The sequence below is a fragment of the Paenibacillus roseus genome (genome assembly GCF_016424485.1).
Taxonomy (GTDB): domain Bacteria; phylum Bacillota; class Bacilli; order Paenibacillales; family Paenibacillaceae; genus Paenibacillus_D; species Paenibacillus_D roseus.
The window spans coordinates 24,867-50,218 of record NZ_JAELUP010000016.1 but is presented as its reverse complement, the minus strand read 5'-3'; the positions used below and the strand labels follow the sequence as shown (position 1 = coordinate 50,218).

The 25,352-nt window shown below is 51.6% G+C and carries 19 protein-coding genes; 6 read left to right on the top strand and 13 right to left on the bottom strand.

The annotated features are described in order from the left end of the window. Nucleotides 1-7: 7 nt before the first annotated feature. Entirely contained in the window at nucleotides 8-2,149 is a 2,142-nt protein-coding gene (locus JFN88_RS06535) for a HelD family protein (RefSeq protein WP_199018534.1), read from the bottom strand. 117 nt (nucleotides 2,150-2,266) lie between these two features. Between JFN88_RS06535 and JFN88_RS06530 the strand changes: the two genes are divergently transcribed. Continuing rightward, nucleotides 2,267-3,238 (top strand): aldo/keto reductase, encoded by a 972-nt coding sequence (locus JFN88_RS06530; protein WP_233167457.1) that lies wholly within the window; start codon nucleotides 2,267-2,269, stop codon nucleotides 3,236-3,238. Nucleotides 3,239-3,267: 29 nt separating this feature from the next. On the opposite strand, the gene JFN88_RS06525 is transcribed toward JFN88_RS06530, so the two are convergent. Further along, entirely contained in the window at nucleotides 3,268-3,843 is a 576-nt protein-coding gene (locus JFN88_RS06525; RefSeq protein WP_199018533.1) for a GNAT family N-acetyltransferase, read from the bottom strand. A gap of 95 nt (nucleotides 3,844-3,938) precedes the next feature. Between JFN88_RS06525 and JFN88_RS06520 the strand changes: the two genes are divergently transcribed. Continuing rightward, nucleotides 3,939-4,724: a Cof-type HAD-IIB family hydrolase gene (locus JFN88_RS06520; RefSeq protein WP_199018532.1), complete on the top strand. Its 786-nt coding sequence runs from the start codon at nucleotides 3,939-3,941 to the stop codon at nucleotides 4,722-4,724. 166 nt (nucleotides 4,725-4,890) lie between these two features. Here the strand turns inward: JFN88_RS06520 and mgrA are convergent, their stop codons facing one another. The 3 genes from mgrA to JFN88_RS06505 form a co-directional block, all read right to left on the bottom strand. Further along, the gene (mgrA, locus tag JFN88_RS06515) at nucleotides 4,891-5,886 is read right to left on the bottom strand and encodes an L-glyceraldehyde 3-phosphate reductase (RefSeq protein WP_199018531.1); all 996 of its coding nucleotides are present in this window, start codon (nucleotides 5,884-5,886) and stop codon (nucleotides 4,891-4,893) included. A gap of 157 nt (nucleotides 5,887-6,043) precedes the next feature. After that, nucleotides 6,044-6,895, bottom strand: a complete 852-nt coding sequence (locus tag JFN88_RS06510) for an AraC family transcriptional regulator (RefSeq protein WP_199018530.1) — start codon at nucleotides 6,893-6,895, stop codon at nucleotides 6,044-6,046. Between the two features lie 240 nt (nucleotides 6,896-7,135). Next, nucleotides 7,136-7,846 carry a class I SAM-dependent methyltransferase gene (locus tag JFN88_RS06505; RefSeq protein ID WP_199018529.1) on the bottom strand — a complete coding sequence of 237 codons (711 nt, stop codon included), beginning with the start codon at nucleotides 7,844-7,846 and terminating at the stop codon, nucleotides 7,136-7,138. 201 nt (nucleotides 7,847-8,047) lie between these two features. On the opposite strand from JFN88_RS06505, the gene JFN88_RS06500 reads away from it, so the two are divergent. Further along, nucleotides 8,048-8,404 (top strand): hypothetical protein, encoded by a 357-nt coding sequence (locus JFN88_RS06500; protein ID WP_199018528.1) that lies wholly within the window; start codon nucleotides 8,048-8,050, stop codon nucleotides 8,402-8,404. 174 nt (nucleotides 8,405-8,578) lie between these two features. Beyond that, entirely contained in the window at nucleotides 8,579-9,247 is a 669-nt protein-coding gene (locus JFN88_RS06495; protein WP_199018527.1) for a peptidylprolyl isomerase, read from the top strand. 143 nt (nucleotides 9,248-9,390) lie between these two features. Here the strand turns inward: JFN88_RS06495 and JFN88_RS06490 are convergent, their stop codons facing one another. Then, nucleotides 9,391-9,894, bottom strand: coding sequence for a hypothetical protein (locus JFN88_RS06490; RefSeq protein ID WP_199018526.1), 504 nt, complete (start codon nucleotides 9,892-9,894; stop codon nucleotides 9,391-9,393). 400 nt (nucleotides 9,895-10,294) lie between these two features. Between JFN88_RS06490 and JFN88_RS06485 the strand changes: the two genes are divergently transcribed. Together JFN88_RS06485 and JFN88_RS25610 are read left to right on the top strand one after the other, a co-directional pair. After that, a complete protein-coding gene (locus JFN88_RS06485) occupies nucleotides 10,295-10,465 on the top strand; it encodes a carbon storage regulator (protein ID WP_199018525.1) in 171 nt (56 codons plus the stop codon). Nucleotides 10,466-10,781: 316 nt separating this feature from the next. Then, nucleotides 10,782-13,004: a flagellin N-terminal helical domain-containing protein gene (locus JFN88_RS25610; protein WP_233167455.1), complete on the top strand. Its 2,223-nt coding sequence runs from the start codon at nucleotides 10,782-10,784 to the stop codon at nucleotides 13,002-13,004. A gap of 132 nt (nucleotides 13,005-13,136) precedes the next feature. Here the strand turns inward: JFN88_RS25610 and JFN88_RS06470 are convergent, their stop codons facing one another. From JFN88_RS06470 to JFN88_RS06440, 7 genes are all read right to left on the bottom strand, one after another. Beyond that, complete coding sequence (locus JFN88_RS06470; protein ID WP_199018524.1) at nucleotides 13,137-13,382, bottom strand: carbon storage regulator; 246 nt, start codon at nucleotides 13,380-13,382, stop codon at nucleotides 13,137-13,139. Between the two features lie 137 nt (nucleotides 13,383-13,519). Continuing rightward, nucleotides 13,520-16,342 carry a GAP1-N2 domain-containing protein gene (locus JFN88_RS06465; RefSeq protein WP_199018523.1) on the bottom strand — a complete coding sequence of 941 codons (2,823 nt, stop codon included), beginning with the start codon at nucleotides 16,340-16,342 and terminating at the stop codon, nucleotides 13,520-13,522. Then, complete coding sequence (locus JFN88_RS06460) at nucleotides 16,342-17,601, bottom strand: TRAFAC clade GTPase domain-containing protein (RefSeq protein ID WP_199018522.1); 1,260 nt, start codon at nucleotides 17,599-17,601, stop codon at nucleotides 16,342-16,344. The genes JFN88_RS06465 and JFN88_RS06460 overlap by 1 nt, the downstream gene beginning before the upstream one ends. A gap of 32 nt (nucleotides 17,602-17,633) precedes the next feature. Continuing rightward, nucleotides 17,634-18,257, bottom strand: a complete 624-nt coding sequence (locus tag JFN88_RS06455) for a beta-mannanase (RefSeq protein ID WP_199018521.1) — start codon at nucleotides 18,255-18,257, stop codon at nucleotides 17,634-17,636. 22 nt (nucleotides 18,258-18,279) lie between these two features. Then, entirely contained in the window at nucleotides 18,280-19,548 is a 1,269-nt protein-coding gene (locus JFN88_RS06450) for a vWA domain-containing protein (protein WP_199018520.1), read from the bottom strand. 26 nt (nucleotides 19,549-19,574) lie between these two features. Next, a complete protein-coding gene (locus JFN88_RS06445) occupies nucleotides 19,575-21,959 on the bottom strand; it encodes a transcription initiation factor TFIID (protein ID WP_199018519.1) in 2,385 nt (794 codons plus the stop codon). 2 nt (nucleotides 21,960-21,961) lie between these two features. Further along, entirely contained in the window at nucleotides 21,962-25,351 is a 3,390-nt protein-coding gene (locus JFN88_RS06440; RefSeq protein WP_199018518.1) for a tubulin-like doman-containing protein, read from the bottom strand. Between the last annotated feature and the right edge of the window lies 1 nt (nucleotide 25,352).

The following is a 25,352-nucleotide window of genomic DNA, read 5'->3' as shown; positions in this document are numbered from 1 at the left end:
ACTCAAGTCAGGTGTTCTCACGGAGACTAGCCTTGACCAACTGGCTTCCACCCTCGGTTAGCGGCGAAGCCTCGCCCTGATAGACAAGCTCCAGGCGGTGCAGGGCGCGGGTGCTGCCGACATAGAGCAGCTTGGCGTCCTGAGGGGCCGCTGTATAGCGCTCCGCATCAACGTCCAGAAGCAGCACAGCGTCAAATTCCAGCCCCTTGGTCAGATAGACAGGAACAACCGAGATGCCACCGCTGTATCCACGCTGCCCCTCAGAGATCAGACTCGCCTCCACTCCTTGATTCAGCAAGGCTTGGCAGAGTGCTGCGCTGTCCTCTTCCGTCCTTGCAATGACAGCAATCGTCGCCATGCCGTCCTGTTCGTTGACCGCAATGAAATTGCGGATATAGCTTATCCTGTCCTCTCCCTCCGTCAGCTCCCGGATTCTCACAGGCTCGCCGCTGCGGAATACAGGCTGCGCAGGTGGAAGCAGGGTATCCGTGAAGGGAAGAATCGTGTTGGCGAATTCGATGATCTCCATTGTCGATCTGTAGCTCTGCCGCAACTCATGATAGGAGCGTCGATCCGGGCTGAACAGCGCAGTGAACTCCTCCCACCGTTGAATCCCCCGGTACGCATGGATACCTTGTGCAAGGTCGCCCAGAATCGTAAAGGAAGCTTCGTTCATACACACCTTCAACACTTCAATTTGCAGCGGCGGCACATCCTGCGCTTCATCCAGTACAACATGGTCGAGCTTTTGCGCAGGAGTGCCATGGAAAGCAAGATGAAGCCAGGCCAGCGGAGCCAAGTCCTCTTGTCTGACAATAGATTTCTTCAAATCCCGTCTCGTCTGTTCCACAACTGCGACGGGTATATTCACCCCATCTCCCAGGTCGGCTGCCAGCGTATCGAACAACTGCCTGTACAATTGCAATGCGTCCAGTTCACCAAGACGCTTCACATAGGCGCGCATACGCTGCTTGGAAGTCTTGCTGCGCTCCTTGCGAATTTTCGGATCGCCAATTTGATTCAGCTCCATCTCCAGCCACCGGTTCATTCTTGCTGTCAGCCGCTCGCGGCGCGGCGCAAGCGGATAATGGCGGTATTCCACACGGAACCAGGCGGCAATATCAGCAGCAGGCAGCACCTTTCCAGACCAGGCCTCAAAATCCTGCCCCGGCAGATAGTCCGCTTCATAGCGGGCAATGAATTGGTCCAGCTTGTCCTTGAATACCAGCGAGCCTTTGCAGCGGCCCGGTGACAACTCGAACTGCTCATTGCGGGCATTGCCAACCGAGAACCACTGCTTGCCCTCGGCCATATCCTTCTCCAACAGCTTTGGCCGATCGAGAAGATCGATGACCCAATCTGCAAAGGTCGTCTGTCTGACATCGCCAACACCAAGCTCCGGCAATACCCCCGATATGTAGTCCAGGAACATCGTATTCGGCGCAAAAATAACCATCCGCTCCGGGCGTACCTGATCTTGATACTGATACAGCAAATAAGCGAGGCGATGGAGCGCAACCGTTGTTTTGCCGGAACCTGCAGCGCCCTGAATAATTAACGCCGTCAGTCTGGGCGCCCGAATAATACGATCCTGCTCGGCTTGAATCGTCGAGACAATATCCCGCAGACGATTGTCTTTCTTCTCTCCGAGCCGATAGAGCAGAAATTCATCAGTTAAGCTCAGATTGTCGCCCCCGCGCACATAGCTGTCGACTACCCGCTCGAGCGCCTGCTTGCGAACCGACAAGTTGCGCTTGAGCAGCACTTCGCCGCCCACCGGGCCTTCCGGAGCCTCGTAGACGACTGGCTCCTCTCCTCCCGTGAATGTATAGAACAGGCTCGCTACCGGCGCTCTCCAGTCAATAATGTAAGGCTCCCCGGTTTTGCTATCCTCCATCCCGCGCTTGCCAATATAGAGCGGGAGCGTCTTGTCCGTCTGCTCTTCCATAAAATCAAGCCTGCCGAAATACGGCTCTGCCAGCAGCAGCCCCAGACGGTTCCGGTCCTCTTCCCGCTTCGCATCCAGAAGCTGCTCGACAAAGTTGTCTCCGTAATAGCGATCCCCGATCCCCTCAATCTGCTGCGAAATCTCCTCCATTGTCTCCTTGAGTCTGGCCTGTTCCTCTTCATAGGCGCGGTTCATTTCCATCACTTCATACCCCCTTATTTGAAATCGTGTTATTTCCTTTTCGAAAAATGGCGCAAAAGCTTGTATAATAGAAAGGCATGGCATCATTCCATTTTTCCGATAAGGAGTTGAATAGCATTGAAATCTCTTCCTTTAAATCAATACGGACTTGACGCAAGCCAAATTGTGCTTGGATGCATGGGCCTTGGAGGCGGCTGGGACAACAGTCCTTTGACTGCCGAACATTTGAAACAGGCGCACGAAGCGATAGATGCGGCGCTGTCCAGCGGCATCAACATGTTCGATCACGCCAATATCTACACACTGGGCAAGTCCGAGCAAATATTCGGGCAAGTGCTTGCCGAGCGCCCCGGTCTGCGAGAGCAAATCATTATCCAATCCAAATGCGGCATTCGCTTTGAAGGGAATGGCGGGCCGAAGCGCTTTGATTTTTCCAAAGAGCATATTCTGGAAAGTGTGGATGGAAGCTTGCAGCGTCTGGGTGTTGAATATCTGGATATCCTGCTTTTGCATCGTCCGGACCCGCTCATGGAGGCTGAAGAAGTCGGTGAAGCCTTCAGCAAGCTGAAAGCTGAGGGCAAAGTACGTCATTTTGGCGTATCCAACATGAACGAAGGCCAGATCCGTCTGCTAAAGAGCGGCTCAGACTTGCCGATAGTGGCCAATCAACTGGAGATGAGCCTGGACAGCATCGGGTGGCTGGATCATGGCGTCCATGTCAATCAAGAAGCGGCCAAGGCGAATATTTTCCCCGAAGGCACACTGGAATATTGTCAGTTGGAAGGGATACAGCTTCAAGCCTGGGCCCCGCTGGCGAATGGGATTTTCTCCGGTCGTCTGCCCAAGGACCCAAGCCCAGCAAGGGAGAAGACTGCCCGCCTTGTCAGCGAGTTGGCCCAACAAAAGGAAACAACGTCAGAGGCCATCGTACTGGCCTGGCTGATGCGCCATCCGGCTAAAATTCAGCCTGTCATCGGCACATCGAACCCGGACCGCATTCGCGCCTGTGCGGAAGCGGTTAAGACAACCTTGAGCCGTGAAGAGTGGTACAGCCTGTATGTCAGTTCCAGAGGCAGCGAGTTGCCTTAATGTCTGGCATCGGCTGCGCGACCGGCTTATTATGCGCCGGTCGCGCAGCCGGATGGCTTGACCATATGGGCGTATTCATGATCCGCTATCATAATCTGTTTTATCTCTTGGTAGCCTAATGCTTCATACAGCCTGCGCGCGCCTGAATTATCCTGCTCGACATTGAGGGAAACTATAGCAAATCCTTTCTTCGCACCATAGGTTTCCGCAGCCTCAAGCAGTTTCGTCCCGATTCCCTGCCCCCGGTTGCTCTTATCAACGCAGAGCATATCAATATACCATTCCCCTCTATCCGCCTCCCGGTCCGACTCGAAAGACTCACGCAGAAAGCAGCGCCGCAAAATCGCAATCAGACGGTCATGCAGTTCAAATTCCCGGGAGCCGTCATAGGCAATAACTATCCCGGCTACACGGCCCTCCTGCTCCTTCACCAGAACATTGCGGTGGCTGAATTTGTTGTCCTGATCGGCTACCGCCTCGCTTAGTCCCTCGGTAATGACCTCACGGCTGTAATGATTCAAGACAAATAAATCCATGCCTTCCCATATCTCATAGATCAACCCTGCGATTTCCTTGCTGTCTTTTATTTCTGCGGGACGGATCATCATTATGCCTCCTCTTTGCTTGCACATTTTTAATTCCGCTATTATACTACTAGCAGCCTAACCGCTATTTGCCTTAAGGGAGTTGGAACAACAAGATGGCTTATAAAATTGCATTTTTTGATATTGACGGTACGCTGGTGAACGAGGAAAAGCAGATTCCCCAAGATGCCATTGCTGCCATACACGAACTTAAAGCCCGCGGCGTGGAAGCTGTAATCGCAACTGGTCGGGCGCCTTACTTCTTCAAACCAATTGCCGATGAGCTCGGTATTGATTCTTACGTCAGTCTTAATGGCGCCTACGTCGTCTATAAAGGGAAGGCGATATTCAAACGGGCAATCCCAAGGGACAGTATGGAGCAGCTTGTTCGGCACGCAGCCAGCAATAATCACTTTCTGGTCTTTGAAGGGGAGCAATTTTATTATTCCAATACAGAGGATCATCCCTTCATGCTTTCCTCCGTCGATTCGTTAAAAGTAGACCGGCCTCATTATGACCCGGCATTCTGGGAGAGCTCCGAGGTATTTCAGGTTTTCCTGCATTGCGGGGAAGCTGAGGAACATCTTTATATCGGATCCATCCCCAGTTTGCGCTTTGTACGCTGGCATCCCAATGCGATGGACGTTCTGCCGACAGACGGCTCCAAAGCGCTCGGCATCCAATATCTGCTGGAGTCGCTCGGCATCAAGCCGGAGGAAGCTGTCGCTTTCGGGGATGGGCTCAACGACAAAGAGATGCTCGAATATGTAGGACTCGGCATCGCGATGGGCAACTCACACCCCGAACTACTGGTTCATGCGGACTACGTCACAACCTCAGTTGATGAGGAGGGGATTCGCAACGGCCTCATTCATGCCGGATTGCTCGAAGCCCAAGCGTAAGCGGCTTTGCCGTCCTTTAGAAGGGCAAAGCTCGTCTCGCGTAGAAGATAAACTATAAAAACAGTCTGATTCGGTTACGCCAGAATACCATGTTTTCCGCTTCATTTCAATGTCAAAAAGGCTCATTCCTCAAGGAATGAGCCTTTTCCATTCTGTTATTCCCTGGTCAAGAGGCCAGAATATCTTCAATTTGCTTCAACTCTTCATCCGTGAACTCCAGCTTGTCCAGCGCGCCTACCGCGTCCTCAATCTGACTGACGCGGCTGGCCCCAATCAATGCCGAGGTGACGCGGCCGCCGCGCAATACCCAACACAGTGCCATCTGAGACAGCTTTTGACCGCGCTCGGCAGCCAGATTGTTCAGACGGCGGACCTTATCCATAGTCTGCTCCGTCAATTCCTCTGGGCGAAGAAATATACTTGGACCTGCAGCACGGGAATCCGATGAAATTCCATTCAAGTAACGATCTGTCAGGATGCCTTTCTGGAGCGGTGAGAACACGATGGAGCCGATGCCCTCTTCCTCCAGCACATCAAGCAGTCCTTGCTTTTCCACATGGCGGTTCAGCATGGAGTAGCTTGGCTGATGGATCAGACATGGCGTGCCGAGCCGGCGCAAAATTTCTGCTGCACGGCGGGTATCCTCCGGACTGTAATTGGAGAGGCCGACATAGAGTGCTTTCCCCTGGCGGACGACCAGGTCAAGCACCCCAAGCGTCTCTTCTAGCGGCGTATTCGGGTCTGGACGATGATGATAGTAAATGTCAACGTAGTCCAGCTGCAGTCGTTTCAGACTTTGATCAAGGCTGGCTATCAGATTCTTTTTGGAGCCCCATTCTCCGTAAGGCCCCGGCCACATATAGTAGCCTGCCTTGGTAGAAATGATCATTTCGTCGCGATAGGCAGACAGGTCCTCCTTCAACAGACGGCCAAAGTTTTCCTCAGCCGACCCGGCTGGCGGGCCATAGTTATTGGCAATATCAAAATGCGTAATCCCCAAATCAAAGGCTCTGCGGATCATCTCTTTGCCGTTCTCGTAGACATCAATTCCTCCAAAGTTGTGCCAAAGCCCAAGCGAGACAGCAGGCAGCTTCAATCCGCTGCGGCCGCTGCGGTTATATATCATGGTGTCATAACGATTATTTTGCGCTTGATACGTCATTCCATTAATCTCCCTTCCTGAAAGCGGTTCAATAAATCTCCAGAGCCAGCCTATTATCATGTATATGATGGCGATTTTGTTACTTCCTTGACAACCTGGCCCCTTCCTCTACCTTATCCGATAGCCACAGACATGCCTATAGCAGCAAGGAAGTTCTTTATGGATTAATGTCTTCTTCCTGCACCTGTTCCCGGTACTGCTTTGGAGAAAGACCAACGACCTTTTTGAACATCCGGGAAAACAGCAACGCATCCCTGTAGCCTACCGACCCCGCTACTTCACTAACCGAGTAACTGCTGCTCCTCAGCAATTTGGATGCCCGTTCCATCCGATAGTGAAGCAAATACTGCTGCGGCGGCAATCCAACTGCTTCCTTAAAGATGACTGACAGATATTTGCGGTCAAGCCCCATATAACTGGCGAGTTGGCTGATCGATATTTGCTCGCTGTAATGGGCATGCAAAAATTCCAGCCCTTGGTGAATATAGCCGTCCTGCTTTTTGAAATCTGTCCGGCGGTTGTCCGGCGATGCCGGGAACTCGTCAATTAATGCCGCCCAGAAATGCTGCAGCAATATGGAAAGTCTCAGATCCAGCGTACCTTCATAGCCTAGCGATTCAGTCATTCGTTCCACCAATGAAGGCATGACCTGCAAATCCATTGGAAAGACAGGCTGCTCTGGCCTGAGCCGGGTTCTTTCCAGTAACCGCTGAACCTCTGAGCCATCGAATCCGATCCATGAATACGTCCACGGGTTGTCCCGATCCGCTTCATAGTATGTCACAACCTGTGGATAGATAAGGAATGCTTGACCGGGACCTAGCTCGCTGACAGAATCCCCAATTCGGACCGTACCCTTGCCCTGATGAATAAAGTGCACCTTGTAGACATCGCGTATACCGGGCCCGACTGCATGACCAGGAACACAGGCTTCTTTGCCCCAAAACAGCAAATGCAGACCTGGCCTAGCCTGGCCGGGCTGAGCCGGATTATATTGAAATAATGACATGATTTCCCCCCATACGACTTGCTGCGGAGCAGGCTGCTGTTGGCCAGCCCAATGAGACACATGACAAAACAAGATTTCAATCGGCTGTACTGACCCTATAATTCCAATCATAGCATGGCGTAGTACCGACGGACAAATTGGCTTGAAACGCTATACGGAAAAGCCATTAACAGCCCAAAAAAACAGCCGGCGACGCTATTATGCCGGCTGTTCTCCGTGTACCAATGTAGGCCGGCCCGTCTATGCTGTTCCTACAAATACAGCGGAACCCAGCCTTTTCCCATACCGCTCCAGTATTCTCGCATTCATCTGTCCCATATAAAATGCCTGTTCGTCATAGAATACTGTCGGGTCCACTTCCCGGTACATATCCACATCATCTAGTGTAACAAGAATCTCTGTTTTTATATCCTCTGCGTGTACATCTTTGAACCCCGCTTGCTCCAGTAGCCTCGCCCATTCCTCGATGCGGGCAAGTGTCACCATGCCATACAATGCCTTCAGACTGCCCTTCAAGAGGGCTGTTTTCTCACCTGCCAAGATCATTTCACGATCAAGCAGCTTTCTGCCCGGCTTCAGGACCCGGCTGTACTCCCTAAGCGACTCCGCCGCTTCGGTAAAAACAGTGACCGATTCTACAAAAACCATATCGAATGTGTCCTCATCGAATGGCAGCCTGCAAGCATCGGCAGACAACAGTCTGACCTGCGCCCCCTCTTTGGCAATGCGTTTGGAAGCCTGCTCAAACATCGATTCATTGCTGTCTACTGCTGTGACCTCATAACCGCAGCGGGCTAGATGGCAGGCTGTTCGCCCGGTGCCACAGCCGATCTCCAGGATGCGGCTGCCCTGCGGAAGCAGATGCCGCTCCAGCAGACGTTGGGTCGATAAAAAACCGCCGGGATGCGCGCTTCCCTCCCCCAGCCGGGCTAACAAATCGTGATAGTTCACGGTTTACCGCCTCCTCTGCGGCTATTATATGCAGCTAAGGAGCTCTTTGCCGTGCCCAATTTTTTCACCTTCATTATTTCCTTTACTTAGGAGGCGCTCGTCCAATCAGGCGACCAGTCTCCGAATATACTGAATCAGGGAGTACTGTTTGTACCCCTATTAAGCCGCATAAAAGTTGTAGTAGAAAAAGGAGGGATATCCATGCACAGAATCCACCCTATAAGTACAGACTCGATTCGCCCCCACATCGGCCAGCAGGTCTGCATCGTAACCCGTGACGGCAGACATCTATACGGCAGTCTGGACAGTATCCGCGGCGGGAAGCTTTATTTGCGCGGAGGGCAGGAAGGACCGCAACTGTCTTCTTTCCAGAAACGTCCCAAATCCACTTTCCATTCGAACAAAGGGAAACGTCCTGCCAAGACGGCAAAAACCAGTTCTTCCCCCTTCGGCTTCGGTGCTCCTTTTGGTGTTCCAGGGTTCGGTTTGGGCACAGGATTGGGGATCGATATTGCTTTAATCGCTACATTATTCCTGCTGCCTTTTCTGTTCATCTGACCTTATAGATACCGCATAGCCGAACAGGGCCGCTTCATTCGCGGATAGCGATAGCGGCCCTGTTTTTTTCATTAATCATGCACATTGCCTGTCGTCACCGGAAACATCTGGGAGAATGATGTCGGGTTGTGTTATACTTAATCCTTGGACAAGCCTAAAGGAGGAAATGATGACATGTCAAAGCATCGTAAAAACTGGACAATACTGACGCTCGTACTGACTGCTCTGCTTGTAATGCTTACAGGGTGCGGCAGCCGCGACGGAACGCCTCAACCCCCTTCCCAAGTTGCGGGCACAGCAGACAGCAAAACAGACAGCTCTGCTCCGAATCCACTTGTCACAATTGAAATGGACAATGGCGAGAAGATTCAGGTTGAATTGTACCCGCAAATTGCCCCTAATACTGTGAATAACTTCATCCACCTGATTGACCGTGGGTTCTATGACGGAACCATTTTTCACCGTGTCATCAAAGGTTTTATGATCCAGGGCGGGGACCCGAAAGGTCTCGGCACAGGCGGACCAGGCTATGATATCAAAGGTGAATTCGCCAATAACGGTTTTACAAATGATTTGAAGCATACGCGCGGGGTGTTGTCTATGGCTCGCACACAGTCTCCAGACACCGCCGGTTCCCAATTTTTCATTATGGTTGCCGACTCTCCTCATCTTGACAAGGAATATGCAGCCTTCGGAAAAGTTGTAGAGGGTATAGACGTTGTTGATGAAATCGTCAACCAAACCACTGATGCATCAGACCGCCCCGAACATCCTCTGGCGATGAAACGGGTGACTGTCAATACGTTTGGCGTACAGTATCCGAAGCCTGATGTTATTTTATAATAGCAAGGGGCTGTCCCAAAAGGCGTTCGCATAATAGGGGAATATCCCGATTTTGAAGCAAAAAGGACCTCAAATTCCACTCCAAAGTGGAGGTTGAGGTCCCTTTTCTCGTTGGAATTCGATTCTAATCGCCCCGGCGTGAACTATAACATCCTTTTCTTGGACATCATGATTATAGCTCCGGCAAGAATCAGTACAACAGCCAGCATCGGTTGTCCGAGCACCTTCTGACTCAAGATAGTCCCCATCGAGAACACTGTAAAGAACAATACAGACAGCACCGTCAAAATATTAATGGGAATCAGCATCCACTTATTGCGGTTGCCGAACCAGTAAAACTCGAACAGACCGACAGCAACAGCCAATATAAATCCTGGCCAAAGGTTGCCCCATGCCCCTGTCAGCATCGCGATTTGGCACACAACACCTGCGGTGAACAAAATCCCGCCGGGGATGAGCAGGCCGATCCCTCTTCTACCCGTCATGGAGAAATACATCCAATGAAAAAACAATCCAAGCGGAATGACAAATATGGTCGGCCAGAAATAAGCAAATATGCTTCCTGTACTCAATGACCCTCCAGGATTCAGAAATAAGTAAATTCCAATCAGCAGCAACACAGGGCCAATGATCGCTTTTTTAACCATAACACCCTACCTTTCCCTTTTATATTCTTCTCTTACTGCCGTCCACAGATTTTTACTCTGTTTCCGTTTGCATTCAGAGTATCATACTCCCACCCTAAACTCCTCATTCTCTGGGGTGAGAAAAAACTGGACTTTAGTCCAGGATCGCATAAAAGAATAGCCTTGCGCAGAATTTGCTGTAGCTTGTGAAATTTTTTTTAATTCGCTGTTTTTTTGCTATAAACTTTCATCTAGGACTGCCGATATAGTTATTAAGTCTTATGAAATGAACTTTATACGATCAAAAGTCAAGGATGGCTTATAAGAATCGTCTCTTCTCTGCAGGATGCGGAGGAAGGGCTGCGATTTTGTAAGCTGTCCTTTTTTTATTTCTATTGATTTTGTCTGAGGGGGAAGCTTCATGCTTGTAGTCGGAAGAAAACCAGGTGAATATGTCATGATTGGAGACAACATCAGGGTTGAGGTAGTCAAGAGCAAGGATGGAAATTTGCGACTCGCCATTGATGCACCGAAGGAAATCACTATCTTGCGGGGAGAGGTATACGAAGCCAATACGTCATCCCGACTGTGACGCAACTAGCTCTGAGGATTGCCGTATGCTGCACCATCTTTTCTAAATTGCTTTTTTTATATACAGCGCTCAAGGACGAGCCGTCATCTCTTTATCGCCCGGTAGGATACCGCGTGGCAAAGAAATCGCGGCCCGTCCTTTTTTTGTTGGATTCGGGCCTCCTAAAGCCATTATTCCTGAACTGAAGCGTAAGCTGCACAAGCAGCGACTGCGGGGGGAATAGGCTGGTATCGGTAATAAGCCACTTTACGGGCTTGTTATATATAACAGGTGAAAATGGAAGTTCACCTACATACGTCCAAGGAGGAATTAGAAAATGAGAATTAATCACAACATCGCAGCACTCAACACGCACCGCCAGCTTTCTGTCAACACATCCAACTCAAGCAAAGCATTGGAGAAATTATCTTCCGGTCTGCGCATTAATCGCGCAGGAGACGATGCCGCAGGTCTCGCAATCTCGGAGAAAATGCGCGCGCAAATCCGCGGTTTGGATATGGCGCAAAAAAATGCCCAGGACGGGATCTCCCTCATTCAGACAGCTGAAGGCGCTCTGACAGAAACCCATTCCATCCTGCAACGTATGCGCGAGCTGGCTGTTCAGGCTTCCAATGGCACCAACAAGATCGAAGACCGTGAGCAAATTCAGAAAGAAATCAACTCGTTGACTTCCGAAATCAACCGAATCAGCAATACAACTCAGTTCAACGAAATGACGCTGTTGAACGGCGATTTCAATTTCAAAGCGAGTGAGGCTGCCAAGATCAGCGGTTCCAATAGTCTTGCTGACGGCCTGAACCTCATCAATAAAGGGGTAACGACTAACTCGGCTGTAGCCTTCGATAAAACAACAGCCGGTCAAGCCCTTGGCACTGTGACAGTTACAGGCACTGATACTGTTGATTCCAGCAAGAACGAAATTACCCTTAGTATTGATGGCGGAGCAGCACAAACATTCGCTCTATCCAGCACTACACTTGAGGAAGCCATTGACGAGTTGAACACAGCTCTTGGCGGGACCGCAACAGCTTCGATTCGCGACGGCAAGCTTATCCTGGAATCTGCAACATCGGGTGACGGCAGCAAAGTCGAGATTTTGGGCGGTAATTTCGCTTCCACTTTCTTCGGCGATGATGTCCAATCCGTGGATGGCAAAGCCGATGTTTTCGTTGTTGGCTCGGGCACCCCTGCTAAAGTAACCGGTGCAGCTCTTACAGGCACGGTTGAAATTACTGACGATACGAATGAATTAACCGTTAATGTTGATGGTGTGTCCCGTTCCATTGCACTGGACAATTCAGCAGATATTCTAGCTGACGATGCGGCAAAAGCAGACTTCCTGACCGATATCCAAAACAAACTGAATGCAGCCTTTGGAGGAGGCACGAGTTTCAAGGCCAGCTTCGATGCGAACGATAAGCTCATTATTACGCATGACTCCGGTACCCAGGTATCCTTTACCGGCGGCGACGCTCTTGGAGCACTAGGTCTCGACACAGTGGACACTACTGACGGCGTTCCAGCCAACACTTCCTTCCAGGTCGAAGTCGACGGCACTACAAAAACAGTCACCCTGAAAAGCGGCGCTGACGGCGTCTATGAGAGCCTGGACGATCTGATCGCCAAAAATCAAAGCGAATTTGAAGCTCAAGGGCTGAAAGCAAGCAATGTGAACGGTAAGCTTCACCTTGAGTCATTGTCTGCCAACGGTCACGTCGGGAAAATTGAAAACTCCCAGCTCGCTAAAGACCTTGGTCTGGTTGATGCAACGGGCAAAGAAACCGTTGATAAGGGTGTTGGACTTGAGCTGTCCTTCTCTATCGACTCCAAGAATGTAACGATCACCCTGGAGAATAAGTCCTACACCAAGGACCAGCTTCTGACAGCCATCAATGACGCTATTGCCGCGAGCGGCGCTGAAGGCATCGCTTCTCTGGACAAAAACAACAAGCTGATCATCACTTCCGAAGTCAGCGGTGCAGTCTCTAATGTTACTGTACAAGACAGCGCACTTGCCCGCAATCTGGGTCTGACAGTTAACAGCAACGTATCTGCAAGCGGTAAAGATGTCGAAAAAGAATTGCTGAACTTCCAAATCGGCGCGAACAAAAACCAGTCCATGAGCATTACGATTGGCGATATGCGCGCAGCAGCTCTGGGCATCGTTGGCAGCGGAGCCGGCTTCGTGGAGGAGAATGTCGTAACTGATGGTACAAATAATAAAGCCGTAGAAAAATCGCTTGATGTGTCTACGCATGAAACTGCGGCGAGCGCCATTAAAGTGCTGGACAATGCAATCAATACGGTCTCCACTCAACGCTCTCAGCTCGGTGCGAACCAAAACCGCTTGGAACATACCATTAATAACCTGGGCACTTCCGCTGAGAATTTGACAGCAGCCGAATCCCGTATCCGTGATGTAGATATGGCAAAAGAAATGATGGAGTTCACGAAGAACAACATCCTTACCCAGGCTGCTCAAGCGATGCTGGCGCAAGCGAACCAGCAGCCGCAAGGCGTTCTGCAACTGCTTCGTTAATCTTTTACAGACAAAGAATCCGCTTCCCTTCTTGCTGCAAGCAAGGGGGACAGCGGATTCTTTCACATCCAGCAGCAAAGTCTGGCGACTTCGATAACCTGATTTTTGCTTATACAATTTCTAACGGTTACCTTAGCTAATTGCTCCCAGATTGTGGCACGTTCCAAGTGGCGCATGATGGCGAGGTTCGGCTATATCTGACTGCTCTCCTCCATCGACTCCCATAAATTTCTCGTAAAGTTCTCCCCTAATCACATGAACATCGGCAGGCGCCGAAATCGCGAGGCGAAGCTGCCCTTGACTGCTTTTTACAACTTGCACACTAATGTAATCTCCAATTTGGATGTACTCCCCCGGCTTCCTGCCAACAACCAACATAAGTTGATCTCCTCGCTCCCGATTGACTAATGAAACTTACAAGGAGAATTATAGCAGACACTCCCGAACAAAAACTGTAATTCATAACACAAAAAGAACGCTCACGACAGATTTTTCAACGGTCGTGAGCGCTCAATTCAAGACTTGCTTTCATCTTGTTCTGAATCAGGAGCCGCCGCAAGGACAAACTCCGTATCTTGGACTTGAATGATACTATTCAAAGGAATTGCAAGCGGCTCGCTCAGTTGCACGGATACCTTATATGGCAATTCTCCCAATGGAGCGGCACTCTCTTCTCCCTGTGGCTGGGCATCTTCCCCCGTAGTTGCGCAAGCAGACGCATACTTGAGACCTTTAAGCTCCAGCTTCGGACCGTCAGGAGAAACAATCGTTAGCTGATCAGGCTTGAAAGCGGTGCAAGCCGCTGCATCTTCAAAAGGAAAAACCAGTGCAATTGCGTTCTCTACGCCTTTCGCCAGCTCCCCTTCCGCATAAACGAAATGCTGGATAGCTGTCTCTCCCCGATCTCCCTGGCCAGCACCTGTATCGGAAGAGTCCGAAGGAGAAACAGCGGCGCCAGCTCCAGTCTTGCCGCCCGCTGGCCCTTCTCCACCTGCCAGCCATACCCCCCCAACAGTCAGAATGATTCCAGCTGCCAGCAAAACAGATAGCCATGTCAGTTTGGAATTTTGACGGAACAAACGCATCAGCGGCGAGGACAGTTCCAGTCTGACCTGGTTATACAGGTCTTGCAGGTGCGGGCCCGCCTTGGAGAAATACCTCTTCACATTCGCACGTTTCTTGAACGCATCGCGGTCATACTTCTTAAAGTAGGCCATTACTACCGTCCGGTAAGCCGGGACAAATCCGCGCGGTCGCATAAAGTCCGGATGCTGCTCCGACCACCTGAAGAAAGAGTATAGCGTCTCCTTATGCTTGGCATGATGGCGAAGAAAATCGATAAGCTCCGAGTATTGAATCACTTCAAGCTCAGGGCTGCGGTAGAAAGCAAGTATCATGCTCTCGAAGGAAGCCGTATCGGCCTCGCTAGCCAGCATTTGTCTGCCTAATTCCTGTACCTCATCCATCGCATCGGCAGACAGACCGGACAGCAATTCTGGGCCGGGACCGGGTTGCGTCACCCAGCGGTAGGCTGCCAGAAGCTTGGCAGCAGTGAGTCTCTGACCATCTTCATTCAGCTCGGCATTCCATACGCGCAGCTGATCCGGCCAGCTCAGGAATAGAGCTTCAAGAAGCTGTTGCCTTGTAACTGTGGACAATTGCAGCACGCTCATGAGCTTGCAGTACGCGGCGAACTCCACCCCTTCCAACAGGTTTAGCTCACCATATGACAGAACTCCGCCTGCTTCCTTGCGCCTGCGGACCTCATCCAGAAATTTGCTAGTTTTCTCCAGCAACCATGATCCCGGACGAAGCTTTTCCGCAACTTGTGTCCGCACCAGTTCATGGAACAATTCCAATTCATACAGAACCGGGTAAGCTTCAGCCCACTTCTCGGCAAGAGCCAGCGCATCCTGTACAGACTTGGTTTTTTGGAGTTGGTCTCCCAGATACGGCATAAACAACAGCCTGCACAGCCGGACATCGCTCATTACTCTGCCAAAGAACGCTTGGCTAAGCGCTGGCTCGCTTGCTACCACCTCATAGAATGGGTCGGCAGTTTGCTTGCTGCCCTGAGTCTGCGCGTGCGTCAAGGTATGAATGAAATAAGCGACAATTTTGTTCCCGCTATGTTTGCCATCCAGACGATAATAATCCCTGAAGTTCTCCGCTACAAAGACTTCAGGCAGACTACCCTGTCTGACTCGATCAAACTCACGGTCAAAGCAGGACAGATACAAATCGTTAAGCCGCACCTTCCCGGTCAGAGCCGAGGCCGAAGACAAGTAATCCATCATGCTGCGCAGAATGGCGCTCTTGTGCAGTTCGTACAGCTCCGCCTGCCCGGCTTCCAACTGGAACAAAATAGTCAGCTCGTCATAGCTGCCAATTGAAAGCTCACGCTCCGGCTCCATGCCAGGCAGCATCCGTTCAGCAAATTCAAAGAAATCTGCCATCCGTTCCGGCTGCTCCAGATTGCTCCAGGCAAACTCCAGGAATGCATGGAGTTTGGCATCTATATCCGTATTGACAATGCGATCATTCTCCAGATCGAAGATAAACTCCTTCTCTATATTGCGGTCGCCTGGACGCAGGCTGCCCCGTTCCACAAATGTCAAATGGATAGATTTTTTGCTTTGCGGTTCCTTGGCATAGGTCAAAAATCCGAGCTGCCGCCGAAAGGCCAGCGGCAAGGCCGCATACAATAGCTCTAGAAGTTGTGCCGCCTTTTCCGAAATCTGTTCAATCGGCACATCCAGCGCGATATACACTTTCTTCTTCACGTGGACCGCGGACATTGCCGCATACAGCAACTGCCCGAAGCGGCGTTCACCAAGATTCAGCTCGGAGAGGAGCGCGCGTGGAGGAACAGGCTCTTCATTGGCAGCCTGCAGCGGCAGTGTCTCCAGCGTGGGCAGTTCTTCTCCCTGCTCCATATCGTATTGCGCTGCGAATGATGCCCGCAAAATATCTTTGTAGCCGATTTCTCCAGAATCCCAGCGGCTGCCGGGAATGACGTAATGATGCGTAAAAAAAGTGCTGCGCAGTCCTGTAAAATCTGCAGCTTTATAAACACTGCGTCCAAGCAGCAGATCACCGTTATCCAGCTTGAGCAGATGAAGTTCCGCCGGATAAGCGGACTCATCTTTCTCTCCGCTGGCCGTTAGTGCGGCAGGCGCGTCATAGATACAGAGTGGATGAATCTGCTTCTTGATGAGCTGACCGTCCAGCCCCGCAGATTTGGCGATCGTATCGTAGCCCTCCGTTGAGCGGAACACCCCGCGCCGCTCCCGGGTATACATCTGCTGCTGAATGGCAGCGGGAGCCGAATGGTTCATCAATCCCGTCTCCCTTCAATATAATTCAGCTTGTAGAGCAGCCAGATAAACGGCTCATCGACGCGGATCGGACTGACGACCGTCTGCATCTTCTGATTGACCGGGTTGCTGCCCAGCGCAGAGACGGCATAGTACGCCGTGTCTTTGAAATAAACATCCATCGTCCCTTTGAACGGACGGTCGACCTTCTCTATAAAACGGCGGATTTCACCATCAATATTCTCAAACTCGGTCAGATTGAAATAATTGCGGTGAACCATATTATTGAAAATATTGCTATTGGATTTGATATACTCGCCATCCTCGTCTTTGAGAATGTGGAGCATATCGCTTTTGGTGAGCACTACAGCAGTCGGAATATCGGTCTTGCTGTTCTCCTGATAGGCGATGAAATCGCCAAACAGAGTCAACACGACATCGCGCGGCTCATCATACTGGGATACCAACTCGCCTGGTTTGTCGCCAAGCTGAATCCGGATTTTCTCCCGGATAGAGCGAATCTGCAGCGGATCAACGAGCAGCAAAATTCCGGCGGAGTTCTTGATATGCTGGCCGTGCAAGCCCAAATAATCCTGCTCTACCATGCCTTCACCGGCAACATCGAAGAAAACAAGAGTGAGCGGCGGCTTCGATTCGTCCCGGAATACAAATTGGAAAATAAACGGCTCCTGCATCTTCTCCTTCTGTGTGGAGGCGAGCAGGTCTCCGCGTTCAAATAACGGCTCTTCATAATTCATGCGGAACTTGCGGCTGATTTCCGTATTCAGCGGCATGCAGGCCGCATTGAAATGATCTGCCGTCGTATGCTGCAACGTATGAATCAACGAGGTCATGTACACCGATTTGCCCACTTGGGAAGCGCCAATAATTGAAATAATATTGCTCGGAACTTTTCCGGCAGTAACCGGAACTTCGTTGTGGCATTTGGGGCAGAGCCTGCGTCTTGTAAGCTCTCCGTAGCGGTCCGTAATGCCAACAAGCACATGGTCCGAATAAACATGATACTCTTCCGGCACATCCTGCGGACGCAGCACAGCCTCCATGTCATGCACCCGATCAAGGCCAAACCGCTCCCGGTAACGGTTCAACTCCTCATCCTCTCCAAGCGCGTAATCCTCATCATCCTCCCGGTGATGGGTTGCGCGGAAGACAACATCCTCCGGAGAAAATTTGCTAAAGCAATACGGACAGACAATATCATAGAACAGCGGCCGCTGTTCAGCTTGAGGCCGCTTTTTAAACCAGTCCATAATTCCCATCGTTCTTCCCTCCGTTCCCTACAGCCCGGGTCTCACATTGGAACCAGTTCGTACAGTTGTCCATACTTTTGTCCATTTGTGAAAAACAGGCGCACATAATCCTGTTTGCCAATCTCAAAAGACGGCAGCACGGTTCTCCCCGGAGCAAAATCCGAGACGAACGGATACAGTACCCCGTCCTCCTTGCCTGCCGGATAACCGCCCTGCTTTTTCACATAGCACAGTACGTCTTTGCCGATTGGCACCTCTGTCATTACTTGAATCTGAATCGTTTTGCCGCTTCTGAACCAGCCGCTTTTCTGCTGGATTTCGTATTGAATCCGGGCTCTGCCAGAGCTGATGGCAAGCGCATTCTCCCCATCCGTCTGGCGAATCAGGAACGGTCCCTGATCATCCTCCTGGCAGGCATAGACCGTGTAAATATATCGTCCGATGCCCTCCATTCGCCCCGGATAGCCATTATTCGCTTTATATTCAGCTTTCGTATACAGCCTGAGACTGCCGCCGTCAGGTCCTCCATCCACAGCGGAACGCTCGATATATACCGCTTCAATCTCCGTCGTCCAGTGCCAGCGGAGCGTGAAGCGGTCATCCTCCTGCTGGCAGGATAGACCCGTGACTCTGGCTGTAAGAGGTGATGCATCCATGAACCGCATGTCCATCCGCCCTTCCGCATTTCTAAAAACCGCTGCTGCGGCTGTTTCTTGCTCTGCCCGGCGTAACGGGAGTCCGTACAGCGCCCCCGCCGCTCCGGTACTGCCGGCTGTTTTCTTTTACAGGTATCACCAGCGTAGACAGTGCAATGATTGCGGCAAGTACCAGAGCTGCGGCAAGCCTCACAAGAGCGTCTACAAAAGGGCTGCCTGACAAGCCGTTCTCAAGTATCAGGCCGGCAAACAGACCTCCGGCAGCACCGCCAACCCCGAAGCTCCGGGCAAGATAACGGTTGTCAAAGATCATGCCAAGCGACAAGCCGATGGCAATTCCAAGCAAAGTTACAGCGATAATGCGCAGCACACTGTACAGCGGACTGCTCTCAGTCAGTCCTTGCCGCCAGGTAACAAGCTGCCGATCATCCAGCGCATTATAGATGTTTTGGAAGACATGGGTCAGTTCGCCCGCCTCTGCAACATCATTGTAGCTTCCGCCTGTCTCCCTCGCGATTTGCTCCAGCAGGCCGGAGCTCATGTAATCCCCGACGCTAAGCGCAATGGTGTGCACTTTAATTTGCTGTTCCTTCAACTCCTGGAGCTGCTGCTCAATCGGTGTCTCGCTGAATCCGTCCGATAGCAAGATTACTGCTGTCCCCCGCCCCGGATCATCCTTTGCATGGATGATATCCAACGCCTTGCCCAGCGCCAGATTAAAATCCGTTCCGCCATCCGGCTGCTCCATCGCGTTCAAGTCCGACTCAATCGCTATACGCTCTGCAGCATTGCCGACATTGACGAATGATTTGAGCACTTCCGCCTTGTCGGAGAACAATACAATGGCGACGCGCATATCATCCTCCATATTGCCGATCAGCTTTTTGGCGGCTGTGAAGCGTTCCTTGCCAGGGTCCGTCTCCGTCATGCTGCCAGAATTGTCAATGACCAGCACCAAATCCTTCGGCGGCTTGATGCCCCCGTAGTTTACCTGGTACAGCACCTGCAGCAAGGCCCCCGCGACAAACAGCAGCACAAGGGTTGCAGGGACCAGCAGTTTCCATGACAGGTCCGTATAGCGCTGCCTCCAGGATGAACCGCTCAGCCGCGGCGATATCAGCTCTGCAATCAGGCTGAATAGCCCGATAAAAAAGGCAATAAGGCCGAAGTACAAGCCGACGGTTACGAATCGGGGCGCTTGGTCTTCCAGAGCGGCCAGCAGGAACTCGCCGACGGCAAATCCGACACCTGCGCCCAGCAGACTAAATAGAAGCAGAAGCAGATTTACTTTTCGCTGCATGAAGAACGCCTCCTTATATCCTAACATTAGCTCATTGGCGGCAGCTTTCCAGTGTCCATACTGTGGAACTGGCCGCCGTTTTGCAAATAGGTCTCGTAATATACCTTGCTGTTGCGATAGTACAGCAAATCCTCAATGTGAAAGCCGCCCATCAGTTGCAGCTTATCCACCCCGCTGCTGCGGTTCTCATGCACGCAGCCAAGCTTATGAGAGAGCGAGGCTTCCCCTGCACGGAGAGTATAGCGGACGAATTCACTGCTGCTGTCCCCGAATAAATACCGCTCCTCATAGCGATGCTCATGCGTATAATCCAGCAGCCGGATATTAATGCTTGCGTTATCATCCAGCGTGCGCAGCAGGCGGCTGAACAACTCCTCCTTGGACAACGCTTTGCGATTGCTGTATTCAATGGATACATTCGCCCGCTCCAACAGTTCCTGCTCAAAGGTTCGGGAGAACGGTGCGGTTGTCAGCAGATGCTGCCTGCAGACCTGTATCAGCCGCTCAGCCAGCATATGGCCGTCTTCTTCGAGCAGCGGCTCGATTCTGCCAACATAGCGATCCTCGAAGAATACACTGGCGCCGCGGCGCGCTTCCAGCTCCTTCATGACATCTTCTGTAACGCGTTCATAGTAGTCGAACACATTTTGTCCGGTATAGTGATCGATACGCTCAATACTGGCCAGCGCGGCTTCCTTGAATGTCTCCTGCAATTCCAGCAGCCGCTGGACCCGCCGCTGATAGATTTCATGTACCCGTTCCAACTCAGCTGAAAAGCGGCGATAGACAGCCAGTTCAACCTCTGCCTGCAGAATGTCCAATTTTTTCCGGTAGACCAGCTCGAAGAAAGCACGAAGGAAAGAGCGCAAATTATGTTTGTCCATAAGCGGCAGCCGTTGAAACTTCACGTCCTCGACTCTGGTTTCCCGGGCAAGCTCCAGTTCGCCGCGCAGCTGGGCAAGCTCTGCGTCCAACTCCCGCCCGCGTGCGTGAACAGCCTGGACGATACTGCCCGTCTGGCTCTTCTCTGTCATCTGGTCATTAGTCCAGTCTGCAATCTGAAAGCAAGAAATGTTCGGATTGCTCTCAAGCTTGCGGATGAGCGTACGGCTCAGCAACTCCCACGGTTTCAAGTCTATCAGCCGCTGCTCGGCCTCCTGCTGGAAGTTCTTCGCGAAGAACCGTTCGCAACTGTCGCCGAACAGCTCATCCTCGGCTTCCCGCAAACCCATCTTGCGAATCTGCTCATACCGTACGCCGCTCCTTGTCAGCAACGCGTTCATGTCCGCTACCTGTTCTTCCGGCGGGACTACCGCAGATAACAGCTCTGTCATGGAGGCAGGATCAAGTCCGAAGAATGCCAGCTTCTCTCTGACATCCGGCTCGGGTACGCTCTTCATGCGCTGAATCAACTGCCGGGTGAAATGATAAAGCACCGTTAGTGCAATTGCATAGTTTGGCCTTGTTAGCGAAGCAAGCCCTGCCGATACGAGGCCTTGCCGGCCAGAATCCGCCAGCAGGCTGTTGCGGAAGGAAGCATTGTTGTAACCGGGCGCTCCTTCATTTGCCGCCCCTTCCTTGCGTTTCCGGTTCTTGAGCAGCAGGATCTGGCAAATAATCGCATAGTTGGACTGCATGCCGTGAATCGCCGTCACCCCCTTCTCATTGCGGTCTGACAGCAGATAGACCAGATCAAAGAGCGGGGAAGCAGAATGGGTGACCAAAATGGCAAATCCGTCGCCTGTTACCTGCAGCGGCGCAGAATAAGAAAAATCCGGCTGTTGCATGTATTCCACCTCGCGCAGAAAGCTGACGCCTGTCGCGCCTGCAAGCTCATAGCTGCCCGATTGCTCGCTTTCATTGACGAGCACGTAAAGATCCTTTTGCACCGACTTGAAGGATTGCATAAGAATGGACTGGGCCAGTAAGGCAATGTCGGGAACCAGCACATTCAGCGGATCGTCAGCTCTCGTAATGACAGCCAAATGCAGTCGGTCAAACGACACATACATTCTGCCATAATCAGCAATCGTACTGCTCACCTGGCGCATCGCCCGGTTCAGATCGGCTCGAATTTTCGGATTCGCATGAAAGCCTTCCCCCAGTTCCCGGCGTACAGTCAGGCGGCTATCCCAGGCAGACTCCAGATCATCCAGCACAACCCGGATAATTTGCGAATTACCAAGGCGCTCAGCAGCACGGGCGGCTACATGCAAGTAGACAACACCCGCGTTATTATCCCATTTCAATTCATTAGAGCGAATCATCGGCTCCATAGCTTCACCAGCCCCATCCCCGATGAACAGAAAGACGGTCGGATAGTGGATGCTGCTCTGATCATCCCCGCGGCCACTCTGCTTCTGCTCGTCGGCGGCATAGCCGGCCGCGTATCGGTCCAGCAATACGTTCATAGCTATCTCAACTTTCTGAGGATGTCATGTAGTTTGCTTGTCATATCCCGATAGAATTGATAGGCTTCTTCTCCATTGGCCAGTTCAATCCGTTCATACTCCAGACGCTCGCGCGCATCCAGGAAGCTGCCGTACAGTTCCTCCAGCTTGCCGAGCAGCGGAGCGGTATCCTCGGAGGCTGTCATATCCGATACACGGCGCGCCGATTTGCGCAGCAGGGTGCTGCGGTATTTGTCCTCCAGCTTGCCGAAGCTTTCATAGATTTCAAATTCAACATAGCTGCTGCTCTTCATCAGATTGGCAAATGGCGGCCAAGACTCTTCTTCCTCATCGCGATCATAGACGTAGAGGGCGCCCTTCTTGCAAATTGTCCCTGTATATAGCGCTTCGATGAACTGATCCATCGCCTTGCCCTCACTTTGATGGGCATCCAGCAGTTGCTCCAGCTCTTGCGCCTTGGCGCTGATCTGCTCATACTTGCCCAGCTCTTCCCTGACGCGAATCAGCAGCTCCGGCGAACGAATCAGATTTTCCTTCGCCAGTTCCTCGGTGAAGCTGCCGAAAATATCTTTCTCACTCGTCTGCTCCAGCCCTTCGCCCAGCAGTCTGCGCAGCTCAAGTTGTGCGCGTTTGACCTCGCCGAGATTTGGCTTTCCGGTTGAGGACTGCAGCGCAAAAGCTCCTAATGTGTCCACCAGACTGAACGGCTTCGTAAATCGGACCGTGTAACGACTGCTCGTCGTGTTGTCGACATCCTTCTGGACAATGATCTTGAAGCCCACAGCCCGGTCGAATTCGCTGCGCACCCGTGCATTGTAATTCTGCACACGCGAGTTCACATACGTATCTCCCCAGGATTTCTCGGGAATTGGAGAAGGCAGATAGGTCCAGTTCACCTTGTCGGTCTGCACCAGATGGCGGCCGATGCCTTCTTTGTCCAGAATGGTCCGCTCATAACTTTCCTCATAGACCTTAAGCGGCGTATAGACAAACAACGGAACCCCATTCTTCGTATTCAACCAGAAAATCCGATTCTTCACTTCGCTTTCCTTGATGGTGAAATGAGATTTGCCCAGCGCATTATTCTGGTAGTTGCGAATCCCCTTCAAAATGCTTGGCGCCTTCACCGGAACGGAGACAAAACCCCAGGACGGGAAGTGCAGATTGCCGGAGCTGTTGCTGAGATGGAACACGGCAATCGCTTCGTCATCCAGTTTGCTCGCAATCTGGCGCTCAACGAACTTCTCCACCGGCTCATCGTTGCCGTATTTCAAGACCAGGAATTCTTCCATGGACTTCGTAATGAGATCACCGAATTTGTCGGTCAGGAATTCGGAGATAGAGCTGACAATATCAATCTCCTGCTCCTTCACCCACTGATTGGAACGGTTAAGCAATTCCTGGGTAAAGTCGCGGATCAGATCGTCGCCGTCCCGGCTATCCATCATTCGGGTAATCATATCCGAGATGTCCGGCACATTGACCAGATTCCAGTAGTACGATTTATTGCCGCGATGGTCGGACTGCTCGTCGCTGTTAATAAGCAGATCGCCATTTTTGGCAAAAATGCTGTTGAGCACATTCAGAATTTCCGTAAAAACTTTGTAAATCCGGTTGTTTTCATTATTCAGCAACTCATGCAGGTCTTCATAGAACTCGATCATCTGCTCCATGCGCTCGACATCGGCATGCAGCCAGTATTCATTGATTTTGGACTCGATATAGAAGTTTTTCTTCTTTTCTTTGGACACGAAGGCGCTCTTGGCGTCGCCCAACCGCTCTTCGGCCTGCTCCCGGGCCGCCTCGATATCGCGCGGCAGCCGCGTCAGACTCTCCTTGAGCGTCTCGATATAGGACAACAGCATTTTCAGAATGCAGAAGCCCTTCTCGCTATACAGCAGTCTCGACACATAGAACGGCCCTTGCTCCGGATGCAGAAACATGCGGCGAATCTGTTCGGTAAACTGTCCGACAATCTCGCCCGGCAACTGTTTCTTCGCCTTGATATATTCCTCTCTCGCGCGCGCCAGGAAGTTCTGCTCCAGTTCCGTATCCATATTCACAACTTGCAGTTTAATGACATTATTGTAGCTCAGACGCTCGCTGTTTTCATAGCCCGGCAGCGGATCCGGCACGCGGGATTCGAAGGTTTTAACCATCGTATCCAAATCAATGCCCATCTTGCGGGCAAACTTCTCTACATCGTCCTGGCTGGGCGCCTTGACGAACATTTTGTCCATTTTGTTGAACAGTCTGTATGCAAGATAAGTCGTCATTTCCTCGATCGGCAGCACCGCAGAGGACGCCCCGATAATGTTGTAGTCGTAGTTGGCCGGGTACATCTTGTTCATCTGTGCAATATTGGTGCGGATGTTGCTGATATAGTCGTGAATGGCGAACTCTTCACCGGACTGCTTATCCTCGCTCGCCATAAAGTTTGTAATATTCTCTGCGGTCACATTCATGCAGTAGTCATAGGCATTCTCCAGCAGCTTGCCCTCGGTATTGGTCGCCGAGATCAGATGGCACAGGTTGAACGGCGGCAACGGCGAGTTCACGCTCAAAATGCTGCCGTACTGCTGCTTGAACCGGTCGCCGCGGCTGTCTACGTTCATCCAGTAGTCCAGTTCTTTGAGGGCGGCATAGCCGTTCTTCTTGATATATTCGCGGGTATGCTCGCTCAGGCTCTTGTTTGCCAGATTAATGTCCGGCGTGAACAAGTAGCCCAAGGTGTTCACACGGTCAATTCCCGCAGACCCGTGGTCACGTTCGATGATGCCGCGGACAATATAGGAAATATCAAGGAAGCAGCCGCTTCCTGTTCCTCCTGACAATCCTGTAAGCAGAAACACCATCAGCTTCTTGTTCGTTCCGACGGAGAGGGTCTTGATTTTCTTGTCAATGCTTTGCACCACTTGATTGATCTTCGTAAACAGCAAGAGCCGTCCGGCCTGTCTGACACCTGCTGCTCCGTTCATGCCGTCTGTAATTGTCAGCTCAGGCGAGAGCCAGTCGGTAATATAAGGCTCCAATATGCTGCGGTTTTGCAACAGCCCCCCGACCTCCGGATTTGACAACAGAACAAATTCATTGATCGGATCAAGACCAATCCCCTTATATTTCTTGTTGCGGTCCTGCTCGTTGGTCTCAAAGGCCAAAAACTCCACGTTGGCAGGCTTATCCTGCTTTCGCTTGGAAATCGGGTCCTCCGGCAGCTTGAAGCGGCGGTTGATCTGATATTTCAGGCGCAGCAGCGCATCGATTCCGGTGCCGCCCAGCCCGATAATCAGAATCGGATTGTCGATCGTGTCGACCCGGATTTTCTCGCTGACAATACCGCCTCCCAGCGATACATCCAATTGCTGTATATGCTCTCTGACGATTGGTTTCATC